Consider the following 22,202-nt stretch of genomic DNA (forward strand, 5'->3'; position numbering starts at 1 on the left):
TATACAGAGTTAGAGTTAGTTAAGTTTTAGTGTAGACCATCCAGTTCTGACCGTTGTTCCTGTGGTTTTAATACTCGCAACAGGTAGAAACCTGAACTATTGAGCCTAATGATTTGCATTGTATTGTTAAGTGTACGGTTGTTGATTTTCTTGATTCTGCTTTATTGTCTTTATTTGTTTGGCTTTAAAGGTTGACTTGTGGGCCTTTGGTTTTTAATATGCCTGCATTCGTAATTAATTGAATACGTGTTGTAAATATAAGTTTACTGGTGTTCTGCTTGCATTTATCAAGTAAAAACCGGCGCTTTGGCAACGCATGATGCAAACAGGAGCATTTAAATGAGCAAGATTGTTGACGATTTACGTATAGTCTCGGAGCAGCTATTAAGCCCGCCAGCCGTATTGAAGCAGGCTTTACCTTTATCTGGTGCAGGTTCTGACTTTATTCAGAAATCCCGCCAGGAGATTGCAGATATAGTGCATGGTCGCGATCCACGTTTACTGGTGATCACAGGTCCTTGCTCTATTCATGATCCTGTGTCAGCTATGGATTACGCCCGCCGCCTTAAACAGCTGCAACTGCAATTCAAAGATACTCTGTACATTGTGATGCGGGTGTACTTCGAAAAACCCCGAACTACAGTCGGCTGGAAAGGTTTTATCAACGATCCTCATCTGGATGACTCTTTTGATCTGGAAACAGGCTTAACCAAAGGGCGTCGTTTACTGTTAGATTTAGTCGAGATGGAGTTGCCAGCCGCGACTGAAGCTTTAGACCCTATCAGCCCACAGTACCTGTCTGATTTAATCAGTTGGGCTGCAGTCGGTGCTCGTACAGTGGAGTCACAAACTCACCGTGAAATGGCCAGCGGCTTGTCGATGCCTGTTGGTTTTAAAAATGGCACTGACGGTAATTTAAATATTGCACTTAATGCGCTGCAATCAGCTGCCAGTGGTCATAGCTTTATTGGTATCAACCAAAAAGGTCAGGTTTCTTTGGTGCAAACCGCAGGTAACCCAGACGGTCATGTTATTTTACGCGGTGGTGTTAAACCGAACTATGACGAAGACAGCGTCCAGGCTGCTTTAGCTGCGCTGCGTAAGCATGGATTGCCAGAAGGTTTGGTGATTGACTGCAGTCATGGCAATTCCAGTAAAGATCACAACAGACAAGGTATTGTGGCTCAGTCAGTGATTGAACAGCGTATCAAAGGCAATAAAGCCATTATAGGCATTATGCTGGAAAGCCATATTCATGCTGGCCGTCAGGATTTAGTGGATGGTAAAGCAGAACTCTATGGCGTGTCTGTGACGGACGCTTGTATCGACTGGGCGAGTACAGCCGGATTATTGGCTGGCCTGGATCAACAGCTATCTTCACAAGAGGCATCACAACAAGCTTCACGTGAAGTTGCAGCCTGAGAACAGTAAATGAATGATGTAGAAGTTCAAGACCCTATGGCAGCTCTGCTGCCGTTGCGTCAGCAAATCGATCAGTTGGATAGCCAACTGGTCGAGTTATTGGCCAAAAGAGCCGCAGTGACGGCAGAAGTAGGGCGGGTGAAGCAGCAATATGCTTTGCCTTTGTATGTGCCAGAACGTGAGCAAGCCTTAATTAAAGCCCGTCGTCAGCAAGCGGAAGATGCAGGAGTTTCTGCTGATCTGATTGAAGATGTATTACGCCGTGTGATGCGTGAGTCTTACCAGACTCAGGAAGCAGGTTTTGTTTGCTGCCGTAACACCGGTGATAAAGTGGTGGTGGTTGGGGGCGCAGGTGCTTTGGGCAAACGTTTTGTCAGTTTATTTCAGCGCTCTGGTTATCTGGTTGAAGTGCTGGAGCAAGACAACTGGCATCAGGCGCTGCAGATGGTTAAAGGCGCGGCTTTGGTATTAATAGCTGTGCCTATTGCTGTGACACAACAGGTGATAGCGCAATTGCCTGAATTGGATGCCGATACTGTACTGGCTGATTTAACCAGTACTAAAACCGGGCCTCTAAGCGCTATGCTGGCGAAACACAGTGGTGCTGTTGTAGGTTTACATCCTATGTTTGGCCCTGATATCAGCAATATAGCCAAACAAGTCGTAGTGCTTAGCCATGGCCGTGATGCTGAAGAGTATCAGTGGCTGATACAGCAATTCAAAGTATGGGGCGCTGTACTGACAGAAAAATCTGCGCAGCAGCATGATGAGCTGATGCAGCTTATTCAGGCGATGCGCCATTTCAGTTCTTTAGTCTACGGCGTGCATCTGGCAGAAGAGCAGGCTGATTTACAGCAGTTGCTGGAGTTGAGCTCACCTATTTACCGGCTAGAGCTAGCGATGGTAGGCCGCCTCTTTGCCCAAAATGCCGAGCTCTATGCCGACATTATGTTGTCGTCCAGCGCTGTCACTGGTTTATTGCAGCGGTATCAGCACAGGTTTAATCAGTTATCTCATTTATTAGCGGCGCGGGACAAAGCAGGGTTAATGGCCGAGTTTGCTAAGGGGCAGCAATTTTTTGGACCTTTGGCAGATCAGTTTCTGCAGGAAAGCCGTCGTCTGTTGCAAAAAGCGTCGGATGAGCGCAGCTAAAGGATAACGCTTTTAAAACACCAACTACTCAGAATGAGCCAGCAACTAAAGCTGGCTCATTTTGTTTAGGCGCTTTACACTCAAATTCCAATAATGCTGACACTTATCTGGAAAGTCTTTGATTTCATTTTGGTTTGGTAAATTTCTAAAACTTATTAAATACCTGATTATTCTGGCTTTAAGCTTGGTGCTTATCTTTGCTTTTGTACCTGTCCCTGTCACTGGAGTGATGATAGAGCGGCAAATTCAGGCGCTGTGGAATAATCATAAAAGTTATGAATTACAGCATGACTGGGTACCTTTTGAGCAAATTTCAGCCGCTATGAAACAAGCTGTGGTGGCTGCTGAAGATCAAAAGTTTCCGGAACATTACGGCTTTGATACTCAAGCTATCGAAAAAGCTTTGGAGTACAACAGCAGAGGCCAGAAAGTGCGTGGTGCTTCCACCATCAGTCAGCAAACAGCAAAAAATGTATTTTTATGGACGGGTCGCAGCTGGTTTCGCAAAGGGTTGGAGCTGGTGTTTACCGGTTTGATTGAATTAGTTTGGGGTAAAGAACGTATTTTAGAAGTGTATTTAAACAGCGTGGAGTTTGGCCCTGGGGTATTTGGGGTGGAAGCCGCCGCACAGAAGTTTTTCAAGCGGCCAGCCAGTAAGTTGAGTCGTCATCAGGCGGCCTTGTTGGCTGCTGTGTTACCTAATCCGCTGCGTTTTAAAGTACAGGCCCCATCGCCTTATATGTATAAACGCCAGCAATGGATTTTAAAGCAAATGGGACAGTTAGCTCCTATTGAACAACGTTTAGCTGATAATTAAACAAGTGTGACTTTTTTATGACTTAGGTATGACTGTTCGATGAAGATTTGTGATTTTTAACGCTTTTTCGATGCAAACTTTGCTCAGGCTGTTTAGGATCCGGCGCAACTGAAGAGTTGAAGCGGAGTTTAATCATGGGCAAAAGAACATCTGAATTTATGCGCTCTGTGCATATAAAAACTATCCGGGCCGGTTTGTTGCAAGGTGAAACTATAGAGCAAGCAGAGGAACATTTACGTTTTGTTGGCGTTTGCGAAGAAGAGCTGGCGGATTTACTGCTTGAAGCTGGTTACAGCCCTGATCGACATGTTAACCAAGCATCTTCAGAGCACTGCGGAATTTAAGCTGCAGTTTCCCATTGAGTACATATAAAAATGCAAAAAAGCAGGGACTGCATGCAGTCCCTGAATCGCAAGGTATAGAACAGGAATAGAGCTGCGTCTTGCTGCAGCCATGGCTAAGATGGCGAAAACTTGTGTCAGTTCTGTGACACTGGTCGCTTCTACTCTGGTGAATACGTATTCAACTGCTGTTTTTTATCTTATTTGGGAAATTTGCGATTTTTCTGCAGGAAAAACAGGTCGGATTAGAGGAATTTTCTGCAAAATAAAGTATCCTTTGCCCACTTTTAACCGGCTTGGGGTACTCCATGCGTTTTTACTTTCCTCTGATCATCATTGATGAAGATTTCAGAACCGAAAATACCAGTGGTTCAGGCATTCGTGAACTGGCTGCAGCCATTGAAGCCGAAGGCATGGATGTGGTGGGTTATACCAGTTATGGTGACTTAACTTCTTTTGCCCAACAACAAAGCCGGGCCGCTGGTTTTATTTTGTCTATTGATGACGAAGAATTTGGCGCAGGTTCTGTAGAAGACAGCCAATCGGTGCTGGAAAACCTGAAAGGTTTTGTCGATAAAATCCGCCATCGCAATCCGGATATCCCAATTTATCTGTACGGTGAAACCCGTACTTCACGCCATATCCCTAATGCAATTTTGCGTGAACTGCATGGTTTTATTCATATGCACGAAGACACGCCAGAGTTTGTGGCGCGGCATATTATCCGTGAAGCCAAAAGCTATTTAGATACGCTGGCTCCACCGTTTTTCCGTGCTTTAACCAACTATGCACAAGATGGCTCGTACTCCTGGCACTGCCCTGGACACTCAGGTGGCGTCGCCTTTTTAAAATCGCCAGTAGGCCAGATGTTCCACCAGTTTTTTGGTGAAAACATGCTGCGTGCCGATGTCTGTAACGCGGTCGATGAATTAGGTCAGTTGCTGGATCACACAGGACCTGTAGCAGCGTCTGAACGCAATGCGGCACGTATTTTCAACGCTGACCATTTGTTTTTTGTCACTAACGGCACCTCAACCTCTAACAAAATTGTCTGGAACTCCACTGTAGCTCCGGGTGATATCGTAGTTGTTGACCGTAACTGCCATAAATCTATTTTGCACGCCATTATGATGACGGGCGCTGTGCCGGTGTTTTTGATGCCAACGCGCAACCATTACGGCATTATTGGTCCTATTCCTCGTAGTGAGTTTGAACCTGCAACTATCCGTAAAAAGATGATGGCAAACCCATTCTGCCGTGAAAAACTGGAGCAAAATCCAGATGTGAAACCACGGGTTCTGACTATTACTCAGTCGACTTATGATGGCGTCTTGTATAACGTCGAAGAAATTAAGTCGATGCTCGACGGCGAAATCGAAACTCTGCACTTTGATGAAGCCTGGTTACCTCATGCGGCTTTCCATGACTTCTATGGTGATTATCATGCGATAGGTGAAGGCCGTCCGCGTTGTGAAACTTCGATGGTGTTCTCTACTCAGTCGACGCACAAACTGTTGGCTGGTATTTCACAGGCGTCACAAATTCTGGTGCAGGACGCCAAGCAGAACAAGCTGGATCAGCATTTGTTTAACGAAGCCTACCTGATGCATACCTCAACCAGTCCACAGTACGCCATTATTGCCTCCTGTGACGTGGCAGCAGCCATGATGGAAGCGCCAGGTGGTACGGCCTTAGTGGAAGAGTCACTGGACGAAGCTTTAGAATTCCGTCGTGCTATGCGTAAAGTCGACGACGAATATGGGGATGACTGGTGGTTTAAAGTGTGGGGACCGGATGATTTAACAGACGAAGGTTTGGATCACCGCGATGCCTGGATGTTAAAAGCGGGCGAAAGCTGGCATGGTTTCGGTGATATTGCCGAAGGTTTTAACCTGCTCGACCCAATCAAAGCGACCATTCTAACGCCTGGTTTAAACGTAGACGGCGACTTTGATGACTCAGGTATTCCGGCTGCTATTGTGGCTAAGTATCTGTCTGAACACGGTGTCGTGATTGAAAAAACCGGTCTGTACTCGTTCTTCATTATGTTCACCATCGGCATCACCAAAGGCCGCTGGAATACTATGGTGACAGCGCTGCAGCAGTTCAAAGACGATTACGATAAAAACGCCCCACTGTGGCGGGTTTTACCTGAATTTATCGCCAAGTACCCTCAATACGAACGTATTGGTTTAAAAGACTTATGTGATCAAATTCACCAAATTTACCGTGAAAACAACGTCGCTAAGATGACCACTGAGATGTATTTGTCTGAGCTGGTACCAGCAATGAAACCATCCAAAGCTTTTGCTGCTATGGCCCATAAAGAACTGGATCGGGTGCCACTGGATGATCTGATAGGCCGTATTACAGCTGTGATGTTAACGCCGTACCCGCCAGGTATCCCGCTGTTGGTGCCGGGTGAAGTGTTTAATACTATTATTGTGGATTACCTGAAATTCGCTCGCGAATTTAACGGTTCTTTCCCAGGCTTCGAGACTTATATCCACGGTCTGGTTTGTGAAGAGCGTAACGGTAAAAAAGAATACTTTGTTGACTGCGTAAAAGCTCAATAAGCTGAAAATGGGGTCAGATTACATTGGTTATGCGTAACTAATGTGATCTGACCCCCAATTTTATAGCTACAACTGATAACAATGGCAAATGGCTTGCCAGGCTTGTTCCGGTGTATCGACAAACTGGATCAACTGCATATCTTCGGCTTTAATCAATCCTTCCTCGACCAGCAAATCGAAGTTAATCAAACGGGTCCAGAAGTTTTTGTCATACAGGATCACTGGCACTGTATTGGCTTTACCAGTTTGCAATAAAGTCAGAGTTTCAAACAGTTCATCTAAAGTGCCAAAACCGCCGGGAAAAGCCACTAAAGCCCGCGCACGTTGTAAAAAGTGCATTTTACGAATGGCAAAATAATGAAAGCGGAAACAAAACTCTGGAGTGATGTAAGGGTTAGGCTTTTGCTCGTGCGGCAGTACTATATTCAGACCGATACTTTGCCCGCCCGCCTGATAGGCACCTTTGTTCGCTGCCTCCATTACACCAGGTCCACCACCACTGATAATCATCAAGGAGGTATCAGGACAGCTTTGACTATGCTCTGTCACAATACGTGAAAACTCCGCCGCCGCTTCATAATAGGCACTGTTTTTTAACTGACGCTTCGCCACTTTCAGCTTTTGCTGCAGCTCCAAAGCTTCAGGATATTGTGTCAATTGAGTAGTGGCTTCGGCCACCATTTGCTCTGCCTGTTGACGCGATACAAAACGAGCACTGCCAAAGACTACGACAGTGGCTTTTACATGATGTTGTTCGAGAACCAGCTGAGGTTTCAGATACTCCAGTTGCAAACGTACATGACGCAATTCGTCCTGCATTAAAAAGTCATTGTCTGCAAAGGCGAGTCGGTAGGATGGGTGCTCAAGCAAATCCTGACTTTGCTGTTCTGTCGCTTCACGGGCAGAACTCAGATGGCGTTGATACAGGGGGATGTCACCAGACATAAAGAGGCTCCATAAAAGGGAAGACGGAATAAACTAACATATTGTTTGATATAGACTAATCTTTTAACACTTCAGTTCAGTTATAACATGGACATAACACCACCACAGCCAAGAAGAAAGTCGGAGTGTACCCAATGCCATTAGATGCCAGTTTAACCTTTTTAGGGGCTGCAGAGCAGGTCACAGGCTCTTGTTATCTGTTGAAGCTGCAAGACAAACACATTCTGCTCGACTGCGGTATGACTCAGGGCGAAAACCAAATCACCGAATGGAATAAATTTCGTTTTGCCTTTCGCCCCAAAGATATCGATTACGTGATTTTATCTCACGCTCATATAGACCACAGCGGCTTATTGCCTTTGTTGGTGGCTAAGGGTTTTCAGGGCAAAATTTATTGTACTCAGGGCACAGCGTTGTTGCTTGGTGTGCTGTTAAAAGATTCAGTGCATTTGTATTTAAAAGATCTGGAATGGCAAAACAAACAATTAGCCCGGCAAGGTAAAAAGCTACTAGACCCTGTCATGGCAGTGCAGGATGTAGAGCAGGTATTGGATTACTGTCATCCGGTCGGTTATAAGCAAAAAGTAACGGTCTGTGAAGGGCTGGAGCTGGAGTTTCTCGACGCTGGGCATATTCTTGGTTCTGCCATAGTGCAGCTTTCCGTAAAACAAGGAAAAGCCATGCGCCAGTTGGTATTTTCCGGTGATTTGGGCAACCCGGCTACAGTGCTGATGCCAGATCCAAGCCCGGTAAAGACGGCTGATCTGGTGCTGATGGAAAGTACCTATGGCGATCGCAATCACCAGCCACTACAAAACACGCTGGAAGAGTTTGCCAATGCGCTGGATGAAGCTCATAAAGCGGGTGGTAATGTGTTTATTCCGGCTTTTGCCTTAGGTCGTAGTCAGGAGATTTTGTATTACCTCGGGCTTCTGTACCATCAGGGTCGATTGAAACAAAAGATGGTTGTGTTGGACAGTCCTATGGCGATAGAGATCACTAAAATTTACAGTGAGCTGATGGCTGAGTTTGATCGCAAAGACACCAAAGTATTACATGGTTATGGTGCCCGCGATTTGCAATCCTTTTTACCTATCTTGCGACTGGCATCCAGTATGGAAGAGTCTATGGCCATGAACCGCATCAGTGGCGGCGCTATTGTCATCGCAGGTTCTGGCATGTGTAACGGTGGCCGTATAGTACACCACTTAAAACACAACTTATGGAAAAGCAGTAATCATCTGATTTTTGTTGGTTTTCAGGCTAAAGGCACGCTAGGTCGTCGTTTGGTGGATGGCGAAAAACGGGTGAAATTGTTTGGGCAAAATGTAGCAGTTAAAGCCACCATACACACCATAGGTGGTTTTTCTGCTCACGCAGGGCAAGATGAGTTATTGGGCTGGGCCAGAATGATAGGCGGTCAGCCTCGTTTTTATCTGGTGCATGGTGAGCCTAACGCTCAGCTGGCGCTACAGAGCCGTATGCTTGAATACGGCCTGCATTGCCAAATTGCTGAAAAAGGCCAGCAGATTAAACTGTAGCAATGCCAGTCTGAAAGGTTTTAGCCGTTGGAAGGTAAATCCATATCACAGACCTTTTTACCTTCAGCCCTATGTCTTTGGATCTGTGTATTTACCTTGTGGATAAATTCATCTGATACTGCTGAGGAAAAAGCGATTCGGGTTGGATCGCGCCATTTGTAAAAGGGTAAAGCAACATAGTCATCCGCTTGCTCTGCAGGCATCCGGCGCAGCCAAAGGTCGGAGGATAACAATAAATCGGCTCTGTTTTTCTTCAGCATGGTCAACGCCAGAGCTTGACCTACAGGAGCTGGTAGCAACATTTTGCTGCACTCCTTGTTGGTGCGAAGTATTTCTATCTCCTCCCCAATATAACCTTGTGCGGGAATGATAATAATCGCCTGACGCATAGTGTCATCACACCAGTCTCTGATGTTTTGCCACTGCACTGCAGTGTGCAGCCGGTAGAGTTGAAACTGGTGTTCAGCGAAAGCTGCACTGAACTTATAATTTCGCTGTGGTGATTGAGTTAAACCAGCCAGCAACTCGATTTTTTGCTGCTGCAGCATGGTTTCTCTTTGAGTGGTTTGCGGGTTGTAGTTCAGAAATTCCAGCGGACAACCAAGTTCATTAAAAAACTCAGTTTGCCACTGATCCATACAAGACAGGCTCTGGCCACTGCGATCAAAAAAGTGGTAAGTACGCAGCGGTGTTGGACAACTTTCGCTGGCGGCTGCAGCAGTGGTGACACTAAACAGCAAAAGCCAAAGAGGATAGGTTTTGAACATAAAAAACTCCTCAGTCCTGACGGTTGCGAATAGTTTGCCCGAAGTGGATGACGGTCCAGTGAAGAACCGTCCTAGTTTTACTATGAAACCCTGTTCCTTTGCTGTCAACCTTGTACCAAGGTTGGACTGACATCTTCACTTGGATAACAGCCTAATACCTTCACAAAACGGGTGATGCGGTTCAGTTCATCCAAAGCACGAGTCATAGCGTAGTCATCCAGATTGGCGAACACATCCACATAAAACATCTCTTCCCATGGATTACCGGGAATAGGGCGGGATTCCAGTTTACCCATGCTGATGCCATGTTGTTTCAGCACAGTTAAGGCATCAACCAAAGCACCAGGTTGCTGGCCTGTGTACATGATGAAAGTGGTTTTGGCCGGTATGGCTTTCGCCACATTAATAGCCTTACGCGCCACGACAATAAAACGGCTGGCGTTGTCTTTTTGATTGGCTAAACCCCGGCCTAATACTTCCAGGCCATAGAGTCTGCCACCTTCTTCACCGCCAATGGCGACAACAGATTTATCCTGAGCTTTGCGTACCCGTTCAAAAGCATCGGAGGAGGCATCACAGTATTCAATTTTGACGTTGGATAAACCCTGTAAATAGTTACTGCACTGAGCTATCACCTGAGGGTGAGCGCAAATCTGACGGATTTTACTCAGCTCTGTACCTTCTACACCCAACAAACAGTGTTCGATAGGGTGGGTCAGTTCGCCGACGATCGACAAACGGGTATGCTGAAGTAAGTCGTACACTTCGTTGATACTGCCGGAGGAGGTGTTTTCAATAGGCAATACTGCATAGTCGGCATGACCTGTTTCTACCGCTTGTACTATTTCATTGAAACTGTCGCAGCCAATTTCAATCAGCTTTTCAGCACGACGGGTGAAGTACTTTTGTGTTGCCCAGTAACTGTATGAACCCTGACGCCCCAAAAAGGCGACCCGGCAAACCGGACCATTGTCACCATTCAGCTGGCCTTGTACTTTGGCTTGCTGCTGCAATACAGAGTCTTCAATAATCACATGGTAAATTTTAGTGACGTACTGAGCGTCCAGTCCCAGTGTTTTGCCACGTTCAATCAGTGACACCAGTAACTCTTCTTCCCGCTTTTGATCGCGAATAGGTTTGTTTTGTGCCAATTTAGCATCGGCTACGCTTAATGCGAGCTGGCGTCGGCTGGCCAGTAATTGCAGCAGATCTTTGTCCGTACTGCTGATCTGCTGGCGAATGTGGTCTAAATCTATGCTCATAAAAGCGTCCTTTAAGCTAAAAAAAAACCTCCCGATGCTGGGAGGTTTTTTGGTTTATCACGCGCGCGCGACTTACCGCCTCCCCGTTGGGGTGGTAAAGAGGCGAAAAAAGCGAGCGATCTGAATTGGTTTCATGGCCACCACAATAGTAAGTCTGGACGTCTAAAGTCAAGCTTTAGGTTGCAACTTCAGTAAGTATTTTTGCTCGCCAGGTAAAAAGCTTAATGGTTGCTCCTTTAACCAGAAGTCGTGGTCCGCATCATAAAAAGGGGATAATGGATGACCAGACTGTCCAGCTGGGATCACTAAAATACCGTCCGCTTCTTTGCCTGGTGACACCACCATACGTTCTGACTGGCCATGCACTCTGTTTTGTACTCGTGGCATATGACTGTCACCATTCATCGGCATTGCAGGCATATTCAGCCAGTCGCCGAAGAAGGGCACTGCAGCTGAGAGTGGATGCACTATAGAGCTTTGATTGATGTTGCCCCAGCTTGCGCTGGCTAAAGAACCATAATCTGTTTCCAGCTTTTGTTTACTTTGCAGAACGGCCTGTTGCAATAAGGTGCGCCAGGAACTGAATTCTGCAGGCAGAGTGTCGGTACGCTGTTGCTGCAGCATTTCCCAGCCTGCTGTCTCCAGAGAGAATTTCAGGTCCCGCCCTGATAAGTTATTTTCCTCCAACAGTGCCGTTAAAGGCGCAAAGGTCAGCTCCAGTGTTTTGGCCCGAAAGGAGCGCAGCAATGAGTAGCCCACCGATCCAATACTGGCATGGCTGGTATCTTTCATCACGTAATCTAGATAAGACTCTAAGTTATGTTCTGCAACAAAGTCTTTGGTCAGCACTGTGTCCAATAGCAGTTGTTGCCAGCGGGCCAGCATTAAGGCGCGGTGATCCAGCTGAATGTCATGCAAACTTTGTTCGGTATGCTGGGCTGTTGCTGTTAAGGCATCACGGATTTGCTGGCCCCGGGCACCTAAGTCGTAACCGCCATTACCAATCAATGCTAAGTCTTTGCCGCCTATCATTCTGCTGTTGGCTGTCCAGAGCTGACCGGATTGCGGCTGGTAAATTTGTGGGTAACGGCTTTGTGACACATAACCTGTCCATTGATTCTGGCCATTGCTCCAATCCTGAGGCGTATCCATATGCTGTATTTTACGTTCTGGTAAAGCACCGATCAGAGTCCAGCCTATGGCACCGTCTTTATCTGCTACCAGTAAATTTTGGGTCGGCACGCCGGCACTAGCTGCCAGTTTTAAACTTTCACGTACGCCCTGACTTTTTTCCAGTGCTAACAAATTAAAGTTGGCACCTTCCACATCATGAGCCACCCAACGATAGGCGTAGTTCTGAAAAGGTGGGGATAACACCGGGCCCCAAATAGTTTCTTTTTGCAGTACTAATTCATCCGGCTGGCCTTTGACTTTAAACACTTCATTTTGGTAACTGAATTCCTGCCAGCCATCAGTGGTTTGGTACTTTTCACCTTTTTCATCCAGCTTCAAGGCTATGACATCAGACCAATCTGCTGTGCTGTTGGTAAAACCCCAGGCGATATGACCATTGCTGCCAGCTACTATAGCTGGAGTGCCAGGTAAGCTGACTCCTGCAACTTCAAACGCCTGCTCGTTTTCTGTCCATTTCAGCTGAGCTTTAAACCAGGTGCCTGGTACACGGATCCCCAGGTGCATATCGTCGGCCAAAATAGCGCGGCCATCTTTGGTTCTTTGACCGGACACGGCAAAGTTATTACTGCCAATATCGGCACTGTCATGCAAAGAGCAGTCAGTGCAGGCGGTTTTTTGTCCTGCCAGCAGCGCCGGATAAGTTGATTTCGGCATAGGGATAAGACTGACTTTGCTGTTGTCCATGGCTGCTTGCCAGTCCGGGCTGTGCTGGAATAAAAAATCGTACCAGTCTTGTGGCAGCTTTTGTTGCATCAGGCCCATTGCCAGTTCATCTTTGCCTTCGGATCCCTGTAAATCCAGGTACATGCTATAGAGTGCCAAAAAGGAATCGGCTTCTACCCAGTTTCGTGGCGTTTGTGCTAATAAACCGTATTCAAAGGGCGGCCAGCCTAACTCGGCCAAACCTGCATTGACTCCGGCTGTATAGCGCTGAAGCAATAGCTTTTGGTCTGCAGGTAAATGGGCAAAACCCCGCTGCGCTTTGGCTCTGAATCTGTGAATACGACGTTTTTTGTCCAAATCCAGCGCCATTTCACCAAAAAGTTCGGACAACTCTCCGGCTGCATTACGGCGCAATAAATCCATCTGGAAAAATCGCTCCTGAGCATGGACAAAACCTAAGGCATAAGCCACGTCATTGCGATTTTGCCCTTTGATGCTAGCGTAGCCTTGCGCATCCCGGCTGATTTCAACCTGCTGTCTGACCTCTGCAGGCAATTCGCCTTCATAGGCTGGTAAGGTGCTGCGCAGAGCAAAATATAAAAAACCAGCGACCAGCAGGATCAGCATCAATAAGACAATAGAAATCCGTTTGAACCAAAGCATAGGTTTTTTCTTCCAATGGGGTAAAATCAATAACTTATCATAATAGAGGACTGAGAAAAGATGAAAGTGATTCAGTTATGGGATAAAGCCATACGATTTTACCACTGGAGTCAGCTGCTGTTATTGGCTGGCTTATGGTTTACCGCTGATCAGGGTTATCTGGTGGTGCATCAGGTTTTGGCGTATTCACTTGCTGCTATTTTACTTGGTCGTTTGATGTGGGGTTTTGTTGGCAGCGAGACTGCCCGTTTCAGTCATTTTCTGCAAAGCCCGTTTCAGTTAGTACGGATGTGGAATAAAGCCAAACATGGCATTGGTCACAGGGGGTTGTCAGGTTATATGAGTCTGGCCTTGATGACACTGATTTTGTTGCAGTTTATCTCAGGATTAATGACCACTGATGATGTGATGACAGAAGGGCCACTTTACGCTTCAGTGTCGTCTGACTGGTCATCTTTTGCCTCCTGGTTTCACCATAACAACTTTGATCTGTTGCTGATACTGATTGCAGTGCATGTGGTTGCAGCGCTTGTTCACGGGGTGAAAAAAGATGGGGTCTTAGGCGCTATGTTGCATGGCAAATTGAAAACGGACGCGCAACAACCTGCAATAAAATCATCGCGTTGGTATCTGCTGCTGGTGCTGGTTTTTGCCGGAATTTTTGCACTCTGGCAAGGTATGTCTTTGTATCAACAGTGGTAATGTGTAACGTCGGCTGCGTAGGGGCGGGTCTTGTACCCGCCCGTCTAAAATTACAATCCAATCCCAGATAGGGTTTATCCCAGCCTGTTAAGAAGGATATCAATCTGCTTTGTATTGGTCATGACAGGCCTTGCAGTTTTTGGCGAAATTGCCAAAGGCTGGTTTAATAGTCGCCTGGTCGCCTGATTTAGCTGCAGTTTGTAGCGCTAAAGCATCAGTTTGGAATTGCTGGGCTTTTTGCTGAAAATCCTGCAGGTTTTTCCAGATATCTGCTTTGGCTTCACTTTTTACTTTATCAGCTCCAGCTACTTCAAAGGCTTCCCATGGTAAGGTGGTCAGGCTTGCCAGTGCGTCAGCGCGTTTTTCTGCGCGTTTAGCATCAAAAGGTACTTTCCCGCGCATCATGTCGCCTAAATCGACGAAATTATGTCGGATTAATTGGAAACTGTGTTGACGGTAAGTGACAGCGTCTTCGGCGTCGGTAAAGGCGCTGCCTGCGATAGCAGATGCAGAAGACAATCCTAAAGACAGTAAGATAAACAGATTTTTCATTGGCTTAATTCTCATTTGTTTGATTTTGATGCAATAATGGTTTGATGCTTTTGTGTATCACAATAGCATTACAACTGAACCCCGTCGCTGTCAACTCAGGAAATCATGTGAAGGACGTTAATTTTCACAAACCTACAGGTATGAATTCCCTTAGCATCAAGTTTGCGCTACTGGTGTTTATGCTAACTGTAGTTGCAAGCGCGGCCATCGCCTATGCAGTATTGATGCTGCAACAAAATGTGCTGATTGAACAAGAGAAACACGAATTAAAGCGGCAATCTGAAAAATATGCCCGCGAACTGGATGCCGATTTTTTAACTCGTGAGAAGAAGGCCATCAGTGCCAACAACATAGTAGTGCGCTACTTAAGCAAAACTACAGACTCATCTCAGGAATTGCCTGCGGTTCTGCCAGATGGCAGTGTACGTGTTCAGGATGACCTGTCTGCCGCTTTTATTCCTCAGTCAAAATTAGATCCTCAGCAAAGTGCCTGGTTAATGCAAACTGAAGAGTTATGGCAGCAGTTGGCTCCTTTGATGCTGGAGGAGTTTTTTAACTTTTATTTTATTTCCAAGCAAGGTCTGATAAGAATAACGCCGGCAGACTGGGCGCTGGAAGTGCCTGTCACTCATGATTTCACCAAAGATATCTTCTTTGATATTGCCACGCCGGAACAAAACCCCAGCCGTTTACCACGCTGGACTCCGATTTATTACGATCCGATCTGGCAAAAATGGATGACGAGTCTGGTGATCCCCGTGTATGCCGCAGATGAGTTTTTAGGGGTGACGGCTAGCGATTATATTCTGGATGAATTGTTTCTTGATTTAGCCAGCATTGAACAATCGTCCGGTGGCTTGCACAGTATGTTGTTTGATCCTCAAGGCAATTTATTACTCGATGGCAAAAAACCTGTGCCGCTGCAAAAAAGCGGACAACAAAACTTTGATGCCCGATACAGTTCAGTGGCACCAAGAAGACCTGAGCTGGCTGCTTTTATTCAACAAGTGACAACCAACCCAGCAGCGTCGGAGTTGCTGCAGGCAGATTTGGCCAACTATCTGGTGTCAGCCGCCAAAGTGCAACGTTTGGATTGGTATCTGACCTTGTATCAGGATAAACAGGTGGTCGTTAGCGGCCTGCAGGATTTTCGTGACAATGTGATGCTGATTTTTCTGGCTGTTGCAGTCGTGGTGGCATTGTCTCTGCAGTTTTTTATTTACCAGTTTATTTTAAAGCGCTTAACCCGTTTGTCTTCTGCCGTGCAACGGATCAGCAGGGGCGATTTACAGCAACTTACTCTGGATCAGAATGACGATGAAATTGGCATGCTCAATCGTGCTTTTAATGGCATGGCTGAAGAAATCCATCAACTGATCTCCGGTTTAAATACCCGCATAGGTGAAAAAGAAGAAGCGGAACGTGCCACCCGTAAACTAACCAAAGCTGTAGCCTTTTCCAGTTCGGGTATTTTATTGACCGATAAAGAGTTGCATATTGAATACGTGAACCCTTTTATGCTGGAGCTGATGGGCTGCACTGCAGAGCAGATGATGCAAAAGCCATTGTCGTCTTTGTTTGCCGCTGAGATGTTTTTTGTGGGTGAAGAAATATCGCAGACCTTGCAGGAGCGCCACCACTGGCGCGGCGATATGCTGTTGCAACATGTGTTGCGCAAAATTTGGGTGTCACTGGCGATAGCCCCTATCCGCGATGAAAAGGGAGAGGTCAGTAACTATGTCTGCGCTATGCAGGACATCTCTTTTATCAAAGAAAGTCAGCGAAAAATGGAGCAACTGGCTTACTACGATATGCTAACTGGCCTTGCCAATCGCAGTTATTTTCGTGACCAGTTACGCAAAGCTATTGCGATGTCGTCCCGTGGTTATTACCACTTTGCTTTGTTGTATTTTGATCTGGATGAATTTAAACGCATCAACGATACGCTGGGCCATGACGCCGGAGACGAACTACTGAAAGAAGTGGCGCGCAGGTTGATTAGCCGTTTACGCGAGGAAGACACCATAGCGCGTTTGGGCGGCGATGAGTTTGCAGTGATTTTAAGTGGTATTAAAGATAGAGCCCATGCAGCCTTGATCGCTGAAAACCTGCAGCAAAGTTTTGCAGCTCCGGTAAAACTGACTGGCCAGGAAGTGGCTATCAGCGCCAGTATAGGCATCACTATAGCGCCTGAAGATGCGGCCGACGAAGAACTGCTGCTCAAACATGCCGATTTGGCCATGTACGAAGCCAAGGCCCGTGGTCGCAATACCTATCATTTTTTCAGCCAGGATTTAAACGAAGCAGCCAAAGAAAAACTGCAAATAGAAAACCATTTGCGTGAAGCCATTCGTGAACATCAGTTTGTGTTGTATTACCAGCCGAAAATCGACATTCGTACTAATGTGGTGATTGGTTATGAAGCCTTATTGCGTTGGATCCGGCCTGACGGTTCGATGATCCCACCACTGCGCTTTATTCCTGTGGCGGAAAGCACAGGGCTGATTGTTGAAATAGGCGAGTGGATTATCTGGGAAGCCTGTCGTTTTATCAGTCGTCAGCAATCCAGAGGCCATGATGTGACTATTTCTATCAACCTGTCGGCGCGACAATTTACCGATCAAAACCTGGCCGAAGTGGTTGAACGGGTGTTACAACGTACTGGTGCTAAGCCAGACAAACTGATCTTTGAAATTACCGAGTCGATGCTGATGGGGGACACTGATGCGGCTATTGCCCAGTTAAATGAGTTAAAAGGACTGGGTGTGACTTTATCTATTGATGACTTTGGTACAGGCTATTCATCGCTGAGTTATTTAAAGCGATTCCCGGTAGACGAGCTGAAAATAGATCGTTCTTTTGTCAAAGATATTCCGGCAGACACCAACGACATGGACATAGTTGCGGCCATTATCGCTATGGCGCAAAAAATGAACCTGCGGGTCGTGGCTGAAGGCGTTGAAACCATAGAGCAGATCGAATTCTTAAAAAACAATGCTTGCTATCTGGTGCAAGGTTATTACTTCAGCATGCCAAGGGCAGAGCAGGACTTATATAACCTGAGTTATCAACCATTACTAATAGGGGCTGCTTCACTGTAACCTGCTGTTGGGAGTACGCCAGCCCTGCTGAGTGCTTTTCTTCATACAGTTTACAGGGCGACACCCCAATAAAACCAGGAAACATCCATGATCAAACTAAGACTGTCCTTGTGCAGTACGGCAATGCTTTGCGCTTTATTGCCCGCTGCTTCGGCGGATCAAACCACGCCGGTTCAAGGGATCCGTGATAAATCACCACAACTTTACGCCTTAACGAATGCCACTGTGATCACTGAACCAGGCAAACGCCTGGACAATGCCACTGTGCTGATTAGCAATGGCAAAATCAGCAAAATTCAAAATAAAGCTGATGTGCCAGCTGGCTATCAGACCATAGATGCCAGTGGTTATTTTATTTATCCGGGTTTTATCGATTTATACAGTCAGTATGGTCTGCCCAAAGCAGAAAAAGACGCTAAAGCTGGCTTTGGCCGCAAGCCAAATTACAGCAATGAGCGCAAAGGTGGTAACGCCAGTAATGCCGCTATTCACGCCCGTCAGCAGTGGGTTAATGAATTTAAACCTGATGCTGAACAAGCAAAAAACTATCAGCAACAGGGTTTTACTACAGTTCAATCGGCCCGTTTTGATGGTATTTTCCGTGGTCAGGCTTTTGTTGCGTCCTTAGTCGCAGGTTTGCCGAACGAAGCTGTATTACGTGCGCAAGCCAATCAGTTTATGGCCTTTAGTAAAGGTACTTCAGTTCAAAGTTATCCATCCTCTTTGATGGGCAGCATAGCCCTTATTCGCCAGACTCTGGCCGATGCCAACTGGTACAGTCAGGCTTATGGCAAAGATAACTGGCGTTTTTATAATCAGCCTATTGAGTTTAATGCTGACTTAGCTGCTTTAGCCCAGCTGAAAACTCAGGGTGTGGTATTTGAGGCGGCTGACGATCAGGCGCTGTTGCGTGCGGATAATCTATTAAAAGAGTTTGGACTGGATAAAGTGACATTGGTGGCTTCTGGCTACGAATACAGTCGTATTGAACAGGTCAAAGCGACTGGCCGTCCTCTGATTTTACCGCTGGCTTTTCCGGCTGCTCCTGCTGTGCAGCAGTTAAATGATCAACTGGATGTGGAGCTGGCTGCGTTACGTCATTGGGAAAGAGCGCCATCCAACGCTGCGGTATTGGAACAGGCGAAAATTCCTTTTGCGCTGACCCTGCACAAGCTGGAAAAACCAGAGCAGTTCTGGCCGAATTTACGTAAAGCTGTGTCTTATGGTTTAAGCCAGCAAAAGGCTTTAGCCGCGCTAACCACAGAGCCTGCAAAATGGTTAGGTATGGACAAGCAGATCGGTAAAATCGCTGTGGGTTATCAGGCCGACTTAGTGGTCAGTAAAGGTGATTTATTTGCTGACGGTGAAATAGTTGCGACCTGGGTTCGTGGTCAACAACAGCAATTTACAGCTATGGATTTACCAGCCTTTGCTGGTACTTATCAGTTAAGTGTAAACGGCAGCAGCTTGCCACTGGAACTGACAGATAAAAAAGGCTCAGTGGAAGGTTCGGTTAAACTGGGCGATAAAACCAGCAAACTGAATCATGTAGCTGTGCAAAAAAATCAGCTGCAATTTGCATTGGATTTAAAAGCGCTGGGACAAGGTTCTGGTGTGGCTCAGTTTAGTGGTGAACTCAAAGGTAAAACCTTGCAAGGAAAGTTAGTCACTGCAGAGGGCGCCACAGTTGCCATCAGCAGTCTGCAACAGCCTCTGGTTGCTACAGCGGATCAGAAAAAGGCGACGGAAAAGCCTGTGATGCTGTCAAAAGTGACGATGCCCAATCGTGCATTTGGTGTGACACAACAAGCGAAGCAGCAAAATGTGCATATTAAAAATGCCACAGTCTGGACTTCAGCCAAGGCTGGTAAGTTAGAAAATACGGACGTACTGGTGAAGGATGGTAAGTTTGTCAAAATTGGCAAAAACTTATCTACGCCTTCAGGTTATCAAGCCATTGATGCCACTGGTATGCACCTGACGGCTGGTATTATCGATGAACACTCGCATATTGCTATTGATCAGGGCGTGAACGAAGGCTCTGATGCCGTGACCTCTGAAGTGCGTATTGCCGATGTGTTAGACGCCGATGATATTAATATTTACCGCGGTTTAGCTGGTGGTACTACGACAGCTCAATTATTGCATGGCAGCGCTAATCCTATCGGCGGTCAGGCACAAATTATTCAGCTGCGCTGGGGCGATAGCTCAGATCAACTGAAATTCAAAGGCGCACCAGAAAGCATCAAGCTTGCTTTGGGTGAAAACGTCAAACAATCCAACTGGGGCGAAGATTTTGTCAGCCGTTACCCACAAACCCGCAGTGGTGTCGATACTATTATTCGTGATGCCTTCCAGGCCGCGAAAGAATACAAAGCGCAGTGGGCTGAGTATGAAGATTTATCCAGCTCTGAACGGGCAAAAACTGCACCGCCGCGGGTGGATTACCGCATCAAAACTTTGGTCGAGATTTTAGACAAAGAACGCTTTATCCATATTCACTCCTATGTGGCGTCAGAAATTCTGATGATCATCAAATTAGCCGACGAAATGGGCTTTAACATCACTACTTTTACGCACATTCTGGAAGGCTATAAAGTCGCAGACGAGATGAAAGCGCATGGCGCCAGTGCTTCGAGCTTTGCCGATTGGTGGGCTTATAAAATGGAAGTGCAGGATGCTATTCCAACTAACGTCTGTTTAATGCAACAACAAGGTGTGCTGGTCAGCATCAACTCAGACAGTCCGGATTTACAGCGCCGCCTGAACCAGGAAGCCGCTAAAGCCGTGGTGTATTGTGGTATGGATGAGCAACAAGCCTTGAATATGGTGACTATTAATCCGGCCATACAACTGAAAATAGACTCTAAAGTAGGTTCAGTGGAAGAAGGTAAACAGGCTGACTTCGTATTGTGGTCTGCCCATCCATTGTCTGTGTATGCCCGTGCTCAGCAAACCTGGATTGAAGGAGCACCTTATTATCAGCTGACTGCAGACGAACAGTTACAACTGCAGGTCAAAAACGAAAAACAACAGCTGATCCAGAAGGTGTTACAGGCTTCTGACAGCGAAAAAGCAGGTTCTGGCGCTTCATACAAAGCCAATAACCCGGTTTGGCACTGTGAAGATAATCACGACGTGTTATCTGTTGCTTTTGGTCATCAGCATTAATGGAGTCATCAATGAAATTCTCTAAACTTTTTTTACTGGTGACTGCAGCGCTGAGCCTGACTGCACAGGCGAACGACATAGTGCCGGCACCTAAACAAACTGCAGCCATTTTGTTACAGGATGCCACAGTGCATACAGTGACCAATGGCGTATTAAAAGACACTGATGTATTGCTGGTGGACGGAAAAATCAGTGCTATAGGCACAGATTTGGCTGTGCCTGCTGGCGCGCAAGTGGTGTCTTTACAGGGCAAGCAGTTGTACCCCGGCTTGATTGCTCTGGCGAATCAGCTGGGTTTAACTGAAATTGAAGCAGTGCGGGCGACGGACGACAGCACTGAAGTGACTCAGACCAACCCGGATATTAAAGCTCAGGTCGCGTATAACGCGGATTCTGAAGTAGTGCCTACTATTCGTGCCAATGGTTTTAGTTACACTTTGGTGTATCCAAATGGCTCTTTGATTATGGGCCAGTCCGCTTTTATGCAACTGGATGCCTGGAACTGGAAAGATGCCACAGTGGTGGATTCAGTGGCTTTGCATATCAAATGGCCACGAGCTGACGTGATGCCTAATCCATGGCGTCCACAAAAGCCTGAAGATATTCGTAAAGCCAGCCAAAAAGCGATGACTGAGCTTGAAGGCTACTTCAAAACAGCCAAAGCTTATGCGCAAGCTGTGGGCGATGGCGTGAAGTTACCTGTTGATTCGCGTTGGCAGGCGATGATCCCGGTATTTAAAGGTGAGTTACCGGTATTTGTACATGCCAATGACGAGCGTCAAATTGAACAAGCGATGAAGTTTGCTCAGCACTATGGTTTTGCCCTGACCATAGTAGGTGGACGTGATGCATGGCGTGTCGCACCGCAACTGGCTGCGGCCAATGTGTCGGTTATTTATACCTCGCCTTATGGCATTCCTGAACGTGCCGATGAAGCCAGCAGCCAATCGTTCCAGACTCCGGCTCAGTTGGCTAAAGCAGGGGTGAAATTTGCCTTGTCACTGGATGGTTACTGGGATACCCGCAATGTGGTATTTGCTGCAGGTCAGGCGATCAGCTATGGCTTAAGTCCGGAGCAGGCGTTACGTTCTGTTACACTTGATGCCGCTGCTATTGCTGGTGTAGCTGATAAAATCGGTAGCATCGAAGTGGGTAAGGCTGCCACTCTGGTGGTGTCTGATGGTGATATTTTTGATTATCTCGGGCACAAAGTACGTTATATGTGGATTGATGGCCGTGCTGTTGACTTAAATAGCCGCCACAAACAACTGCACGACAAATACCAGCAGCGTTATCAGGCTAAAAACTGAGTAGTCAGGGGCGAAAGCCCCTG

15 protein-coding genes are annotated in these 22,202 nt (G+C 46.6%); 10 read left to right on the forward strand and 5 right to left on the reverse strand.

Features of this window, described 5'->3' with window-relative positions; all coding sequences use genetic code 11:
* The first annotated feature begins 339 nt into the window (after window positions 1–339).
* The 5 genes from LSG37_RS04190 to LSG37_RS04210 all read left to right on the forward strand — a co-directional run bounded on the left by LSG37_RS04190 (window position 340) and on the right by LSG37_RS04210 (window position 6,308).
* On the forward strand, window positions 340–1,422 hold the full coding sequence (locus LSG37_RS04190; protein ID WP_233078681.1) for a 3-deoxy-7-phosphoheptulonate synthase: 1,083 nt from the start codon (window positions 340–342) through the stop codon (window positions 1,420–1,422).
* 9 nt (window positions 1,423–1,431) lie between these two features.
* On the forward strand, window positions 1,432–2,574 hold the full coding sequence (gene tyrA / locus LSG37_RS04195; protein WP_233078682.1) for a bifunctional chorismate mutase/prephenate dehydrogenase: 1,143 nt from the start codon (window positions 1,432–1,434) through the stop codon (window positions 2,572–2,574).
* 118 nt (window positions 2,575–2,692) lie between these two features.
* Window positions 2,693–3,391 (forward strand): monofunctional biosynthetic peptidoglycan transglycosylase, encoded by a 699-nt coding sequence (mtgA, locus tag LSG37_RS04200; protein ID WP_233078683.1) that lies wholly within the window; start codon window positions 2,693–2,695, stop codon window positions 3,389–3,391.
* Between the two features lie 134 nt (window positions 3,392–3,525).
* Entirely contained in the window at window positions 3,526–3,735 is a 210-nt protein-coding gene (locus tag LSG37_RS04205) for a hypothetical protein (protein ID WP_233078684.1), read from the forward strand.
* Window positions 3,736–4,040: 305 nt separating this feature from the next.
* Complete coding sequence (locus LSG37_RS04210) at window positions 4,041–6,308, forward strand: arginine/lysine/ornithine decarboxylase (RefSeq protein WP_233078685.1); 2,268 nt, start codon at window positions 4,041–4,043, stop codon at window positions 6,306–6,308.
* Between the two features lie 66 nt (window positions 6,309–6,374).
* On the opposite strand, the gene LSG37_RS04215 is transcribed toward LSG37_RS04210, so the two are convergent.
* Window positions 6,375–7,253 (reverse strand): LOG family protein, encoded by an 879-nt coding sequence (locus tag LSG37_RS04215; RefSeq protein ID WP_233078686.1) that lies wholly within the window; start codon window positions 7,251–7,253, stop codon window positions 6,375–6,377.
* Between the two features lie 134 nt (window positions 7,254–7,387).
* Between LSG37_RS04215 and LSG37_RS04220 the strand changes: the two genes are divergently transcribed.
* Entirely contained in the window at window positions 7,388–8,794 is a 1,407-nt protein-coding gene (locus tag LSG37_RS04220) for an MBL fold metallo-hydrolase RNA specificity domain-containing protein (protein ID WP_233078687.1), read from the forward strand.
* A 20-nt stretch (window positions 8,795–8,814) separates the two neighbouring features.
* Here the strand turns inward: LSG37_RS04220 and LSG37_RS04225 are convergent, their stop codons facing one another.
* The 3 genes from LSG37_RS04225 to LSG37_RS04235 form a co-directional block, all read right to left on the reverse strand.
* Entirely contained in the window at window positions 8,815–9,561 is a 747-nt protein-coding gene (locus LSG37_RS04225; protein WP_233078688.1) for a hypothetical protein, read from the reverse strand.
* Between the two features lie 104 nt (window positions 9,562–9,665).
* Complete coding sequence (locus LSG37_RS04230; protein ID WP_233078689.1) at window positions 9,666–10,823, reverse strand: chorismate mutase; 1,158 nt, start codon at window positions 10,821–10,823, stop codon at window positions 9,666–9,668.
* 168 nt (window positions 10,824–10,991) lie between these two features.
* Window positions 10,992–13,343, reverse strand: coding sequence for a penicillin acylase family protein (locus LSG37_RS04235; RefSeq protein ID WP_233078690.1), 2,352 nt, complete (start codon window positions 13,341–13,343; stop codon window positions 10,992–10,994).
* Between the two features lie 60 nt (window positions 13,344–13,403).
* On the opposite strand from LSG37_RS04235, the gene LSG37_RS04240 reads away from it, so the two are divergent.
* Window positions 13,404–14,045: a cytochrome b/b6 domain-containing protein gene (locus LSG37_RS04240; RefSeq protein WP_233078691.1), complete on the forward strand. Its 642-nt coding sequence runs from the start codon at window positions 13,404–13,406 to the stop codon at window positions 14,043–14,045.
* 99 nt (window positions 14,046–14,144) lie between these two features.
* On the opposite strand, the gene LSG37_RS04245 is transcribed toward LSG37_RS04240, so the two are convergent.
* Window positions 14,145–14,597 (reverse strand): c-type cytochrome, encoded by a 453-nt coding sequence (locus LSG37_RS04245; RefSeq protein ID WP_233078692.1) that lies wholly within the window; start codon window positions 14,595–14,597, stop codon window positions 14,145–14,147.
* Window positions 14,598–14,704: 107 nt separating this feature from the next.
* Here LSG37_RS04245 and LSG37_RS04250 point away from each other — a divergent pair, with 107 nt between their 5' ends.
* The 3 genes from LSG37_RS04250 (at window position 14,705) to LSG37_RS04260 (ending at window position 22,179) form a co-directional block, all read left to right on the forward strand.
* Window positions 14,705–17,698: a bifunctional diguanylate cyclase/phosphodiesterase gene (locus LSG37_RS04250; RefSeq protein WP_233078693.1), complete on the forward strand. Its 2,994-nt coding sequence runs from the start codon at window positions 14,705–14,707 to the stop codon at window positions 17,696–17,698.
* A gap of 87 nt (window positions 17,699–17,785) precedes the next feature.
* Window positions 17,786–20,869, forward strand: coding sequence for an amidohydrolase family protein (locus LSG37_RS04255; RefSeq protein WP_233078694.1), 3,084 nt, complete (start codon window positions 17,786–17,788; stop codon window positions 20,867–20,869).
* Window positions 20,870–20,880: 11 nt separating this feature from the next.
* Entirely contained in the window at window positions 20,881–22,179 is a 1,299-nt protein-coding gene (locus LSG37_RS04260) for an amidohydrolase family protein (protein WP_233078695.1), read from the forward strand.
* Window positions 22,180–22,202 lie beyond the last annotated feature (23 nt).

This window comes from Rheinheimera soli, assembly GCF_021290985.1.
Lineage (GTDB): Bacteria > Pseudomonadota > Gammaproteobacteria > Enterobacterales > Alteromonadaceae > Pararheinheimera > Pararheinheimera soli.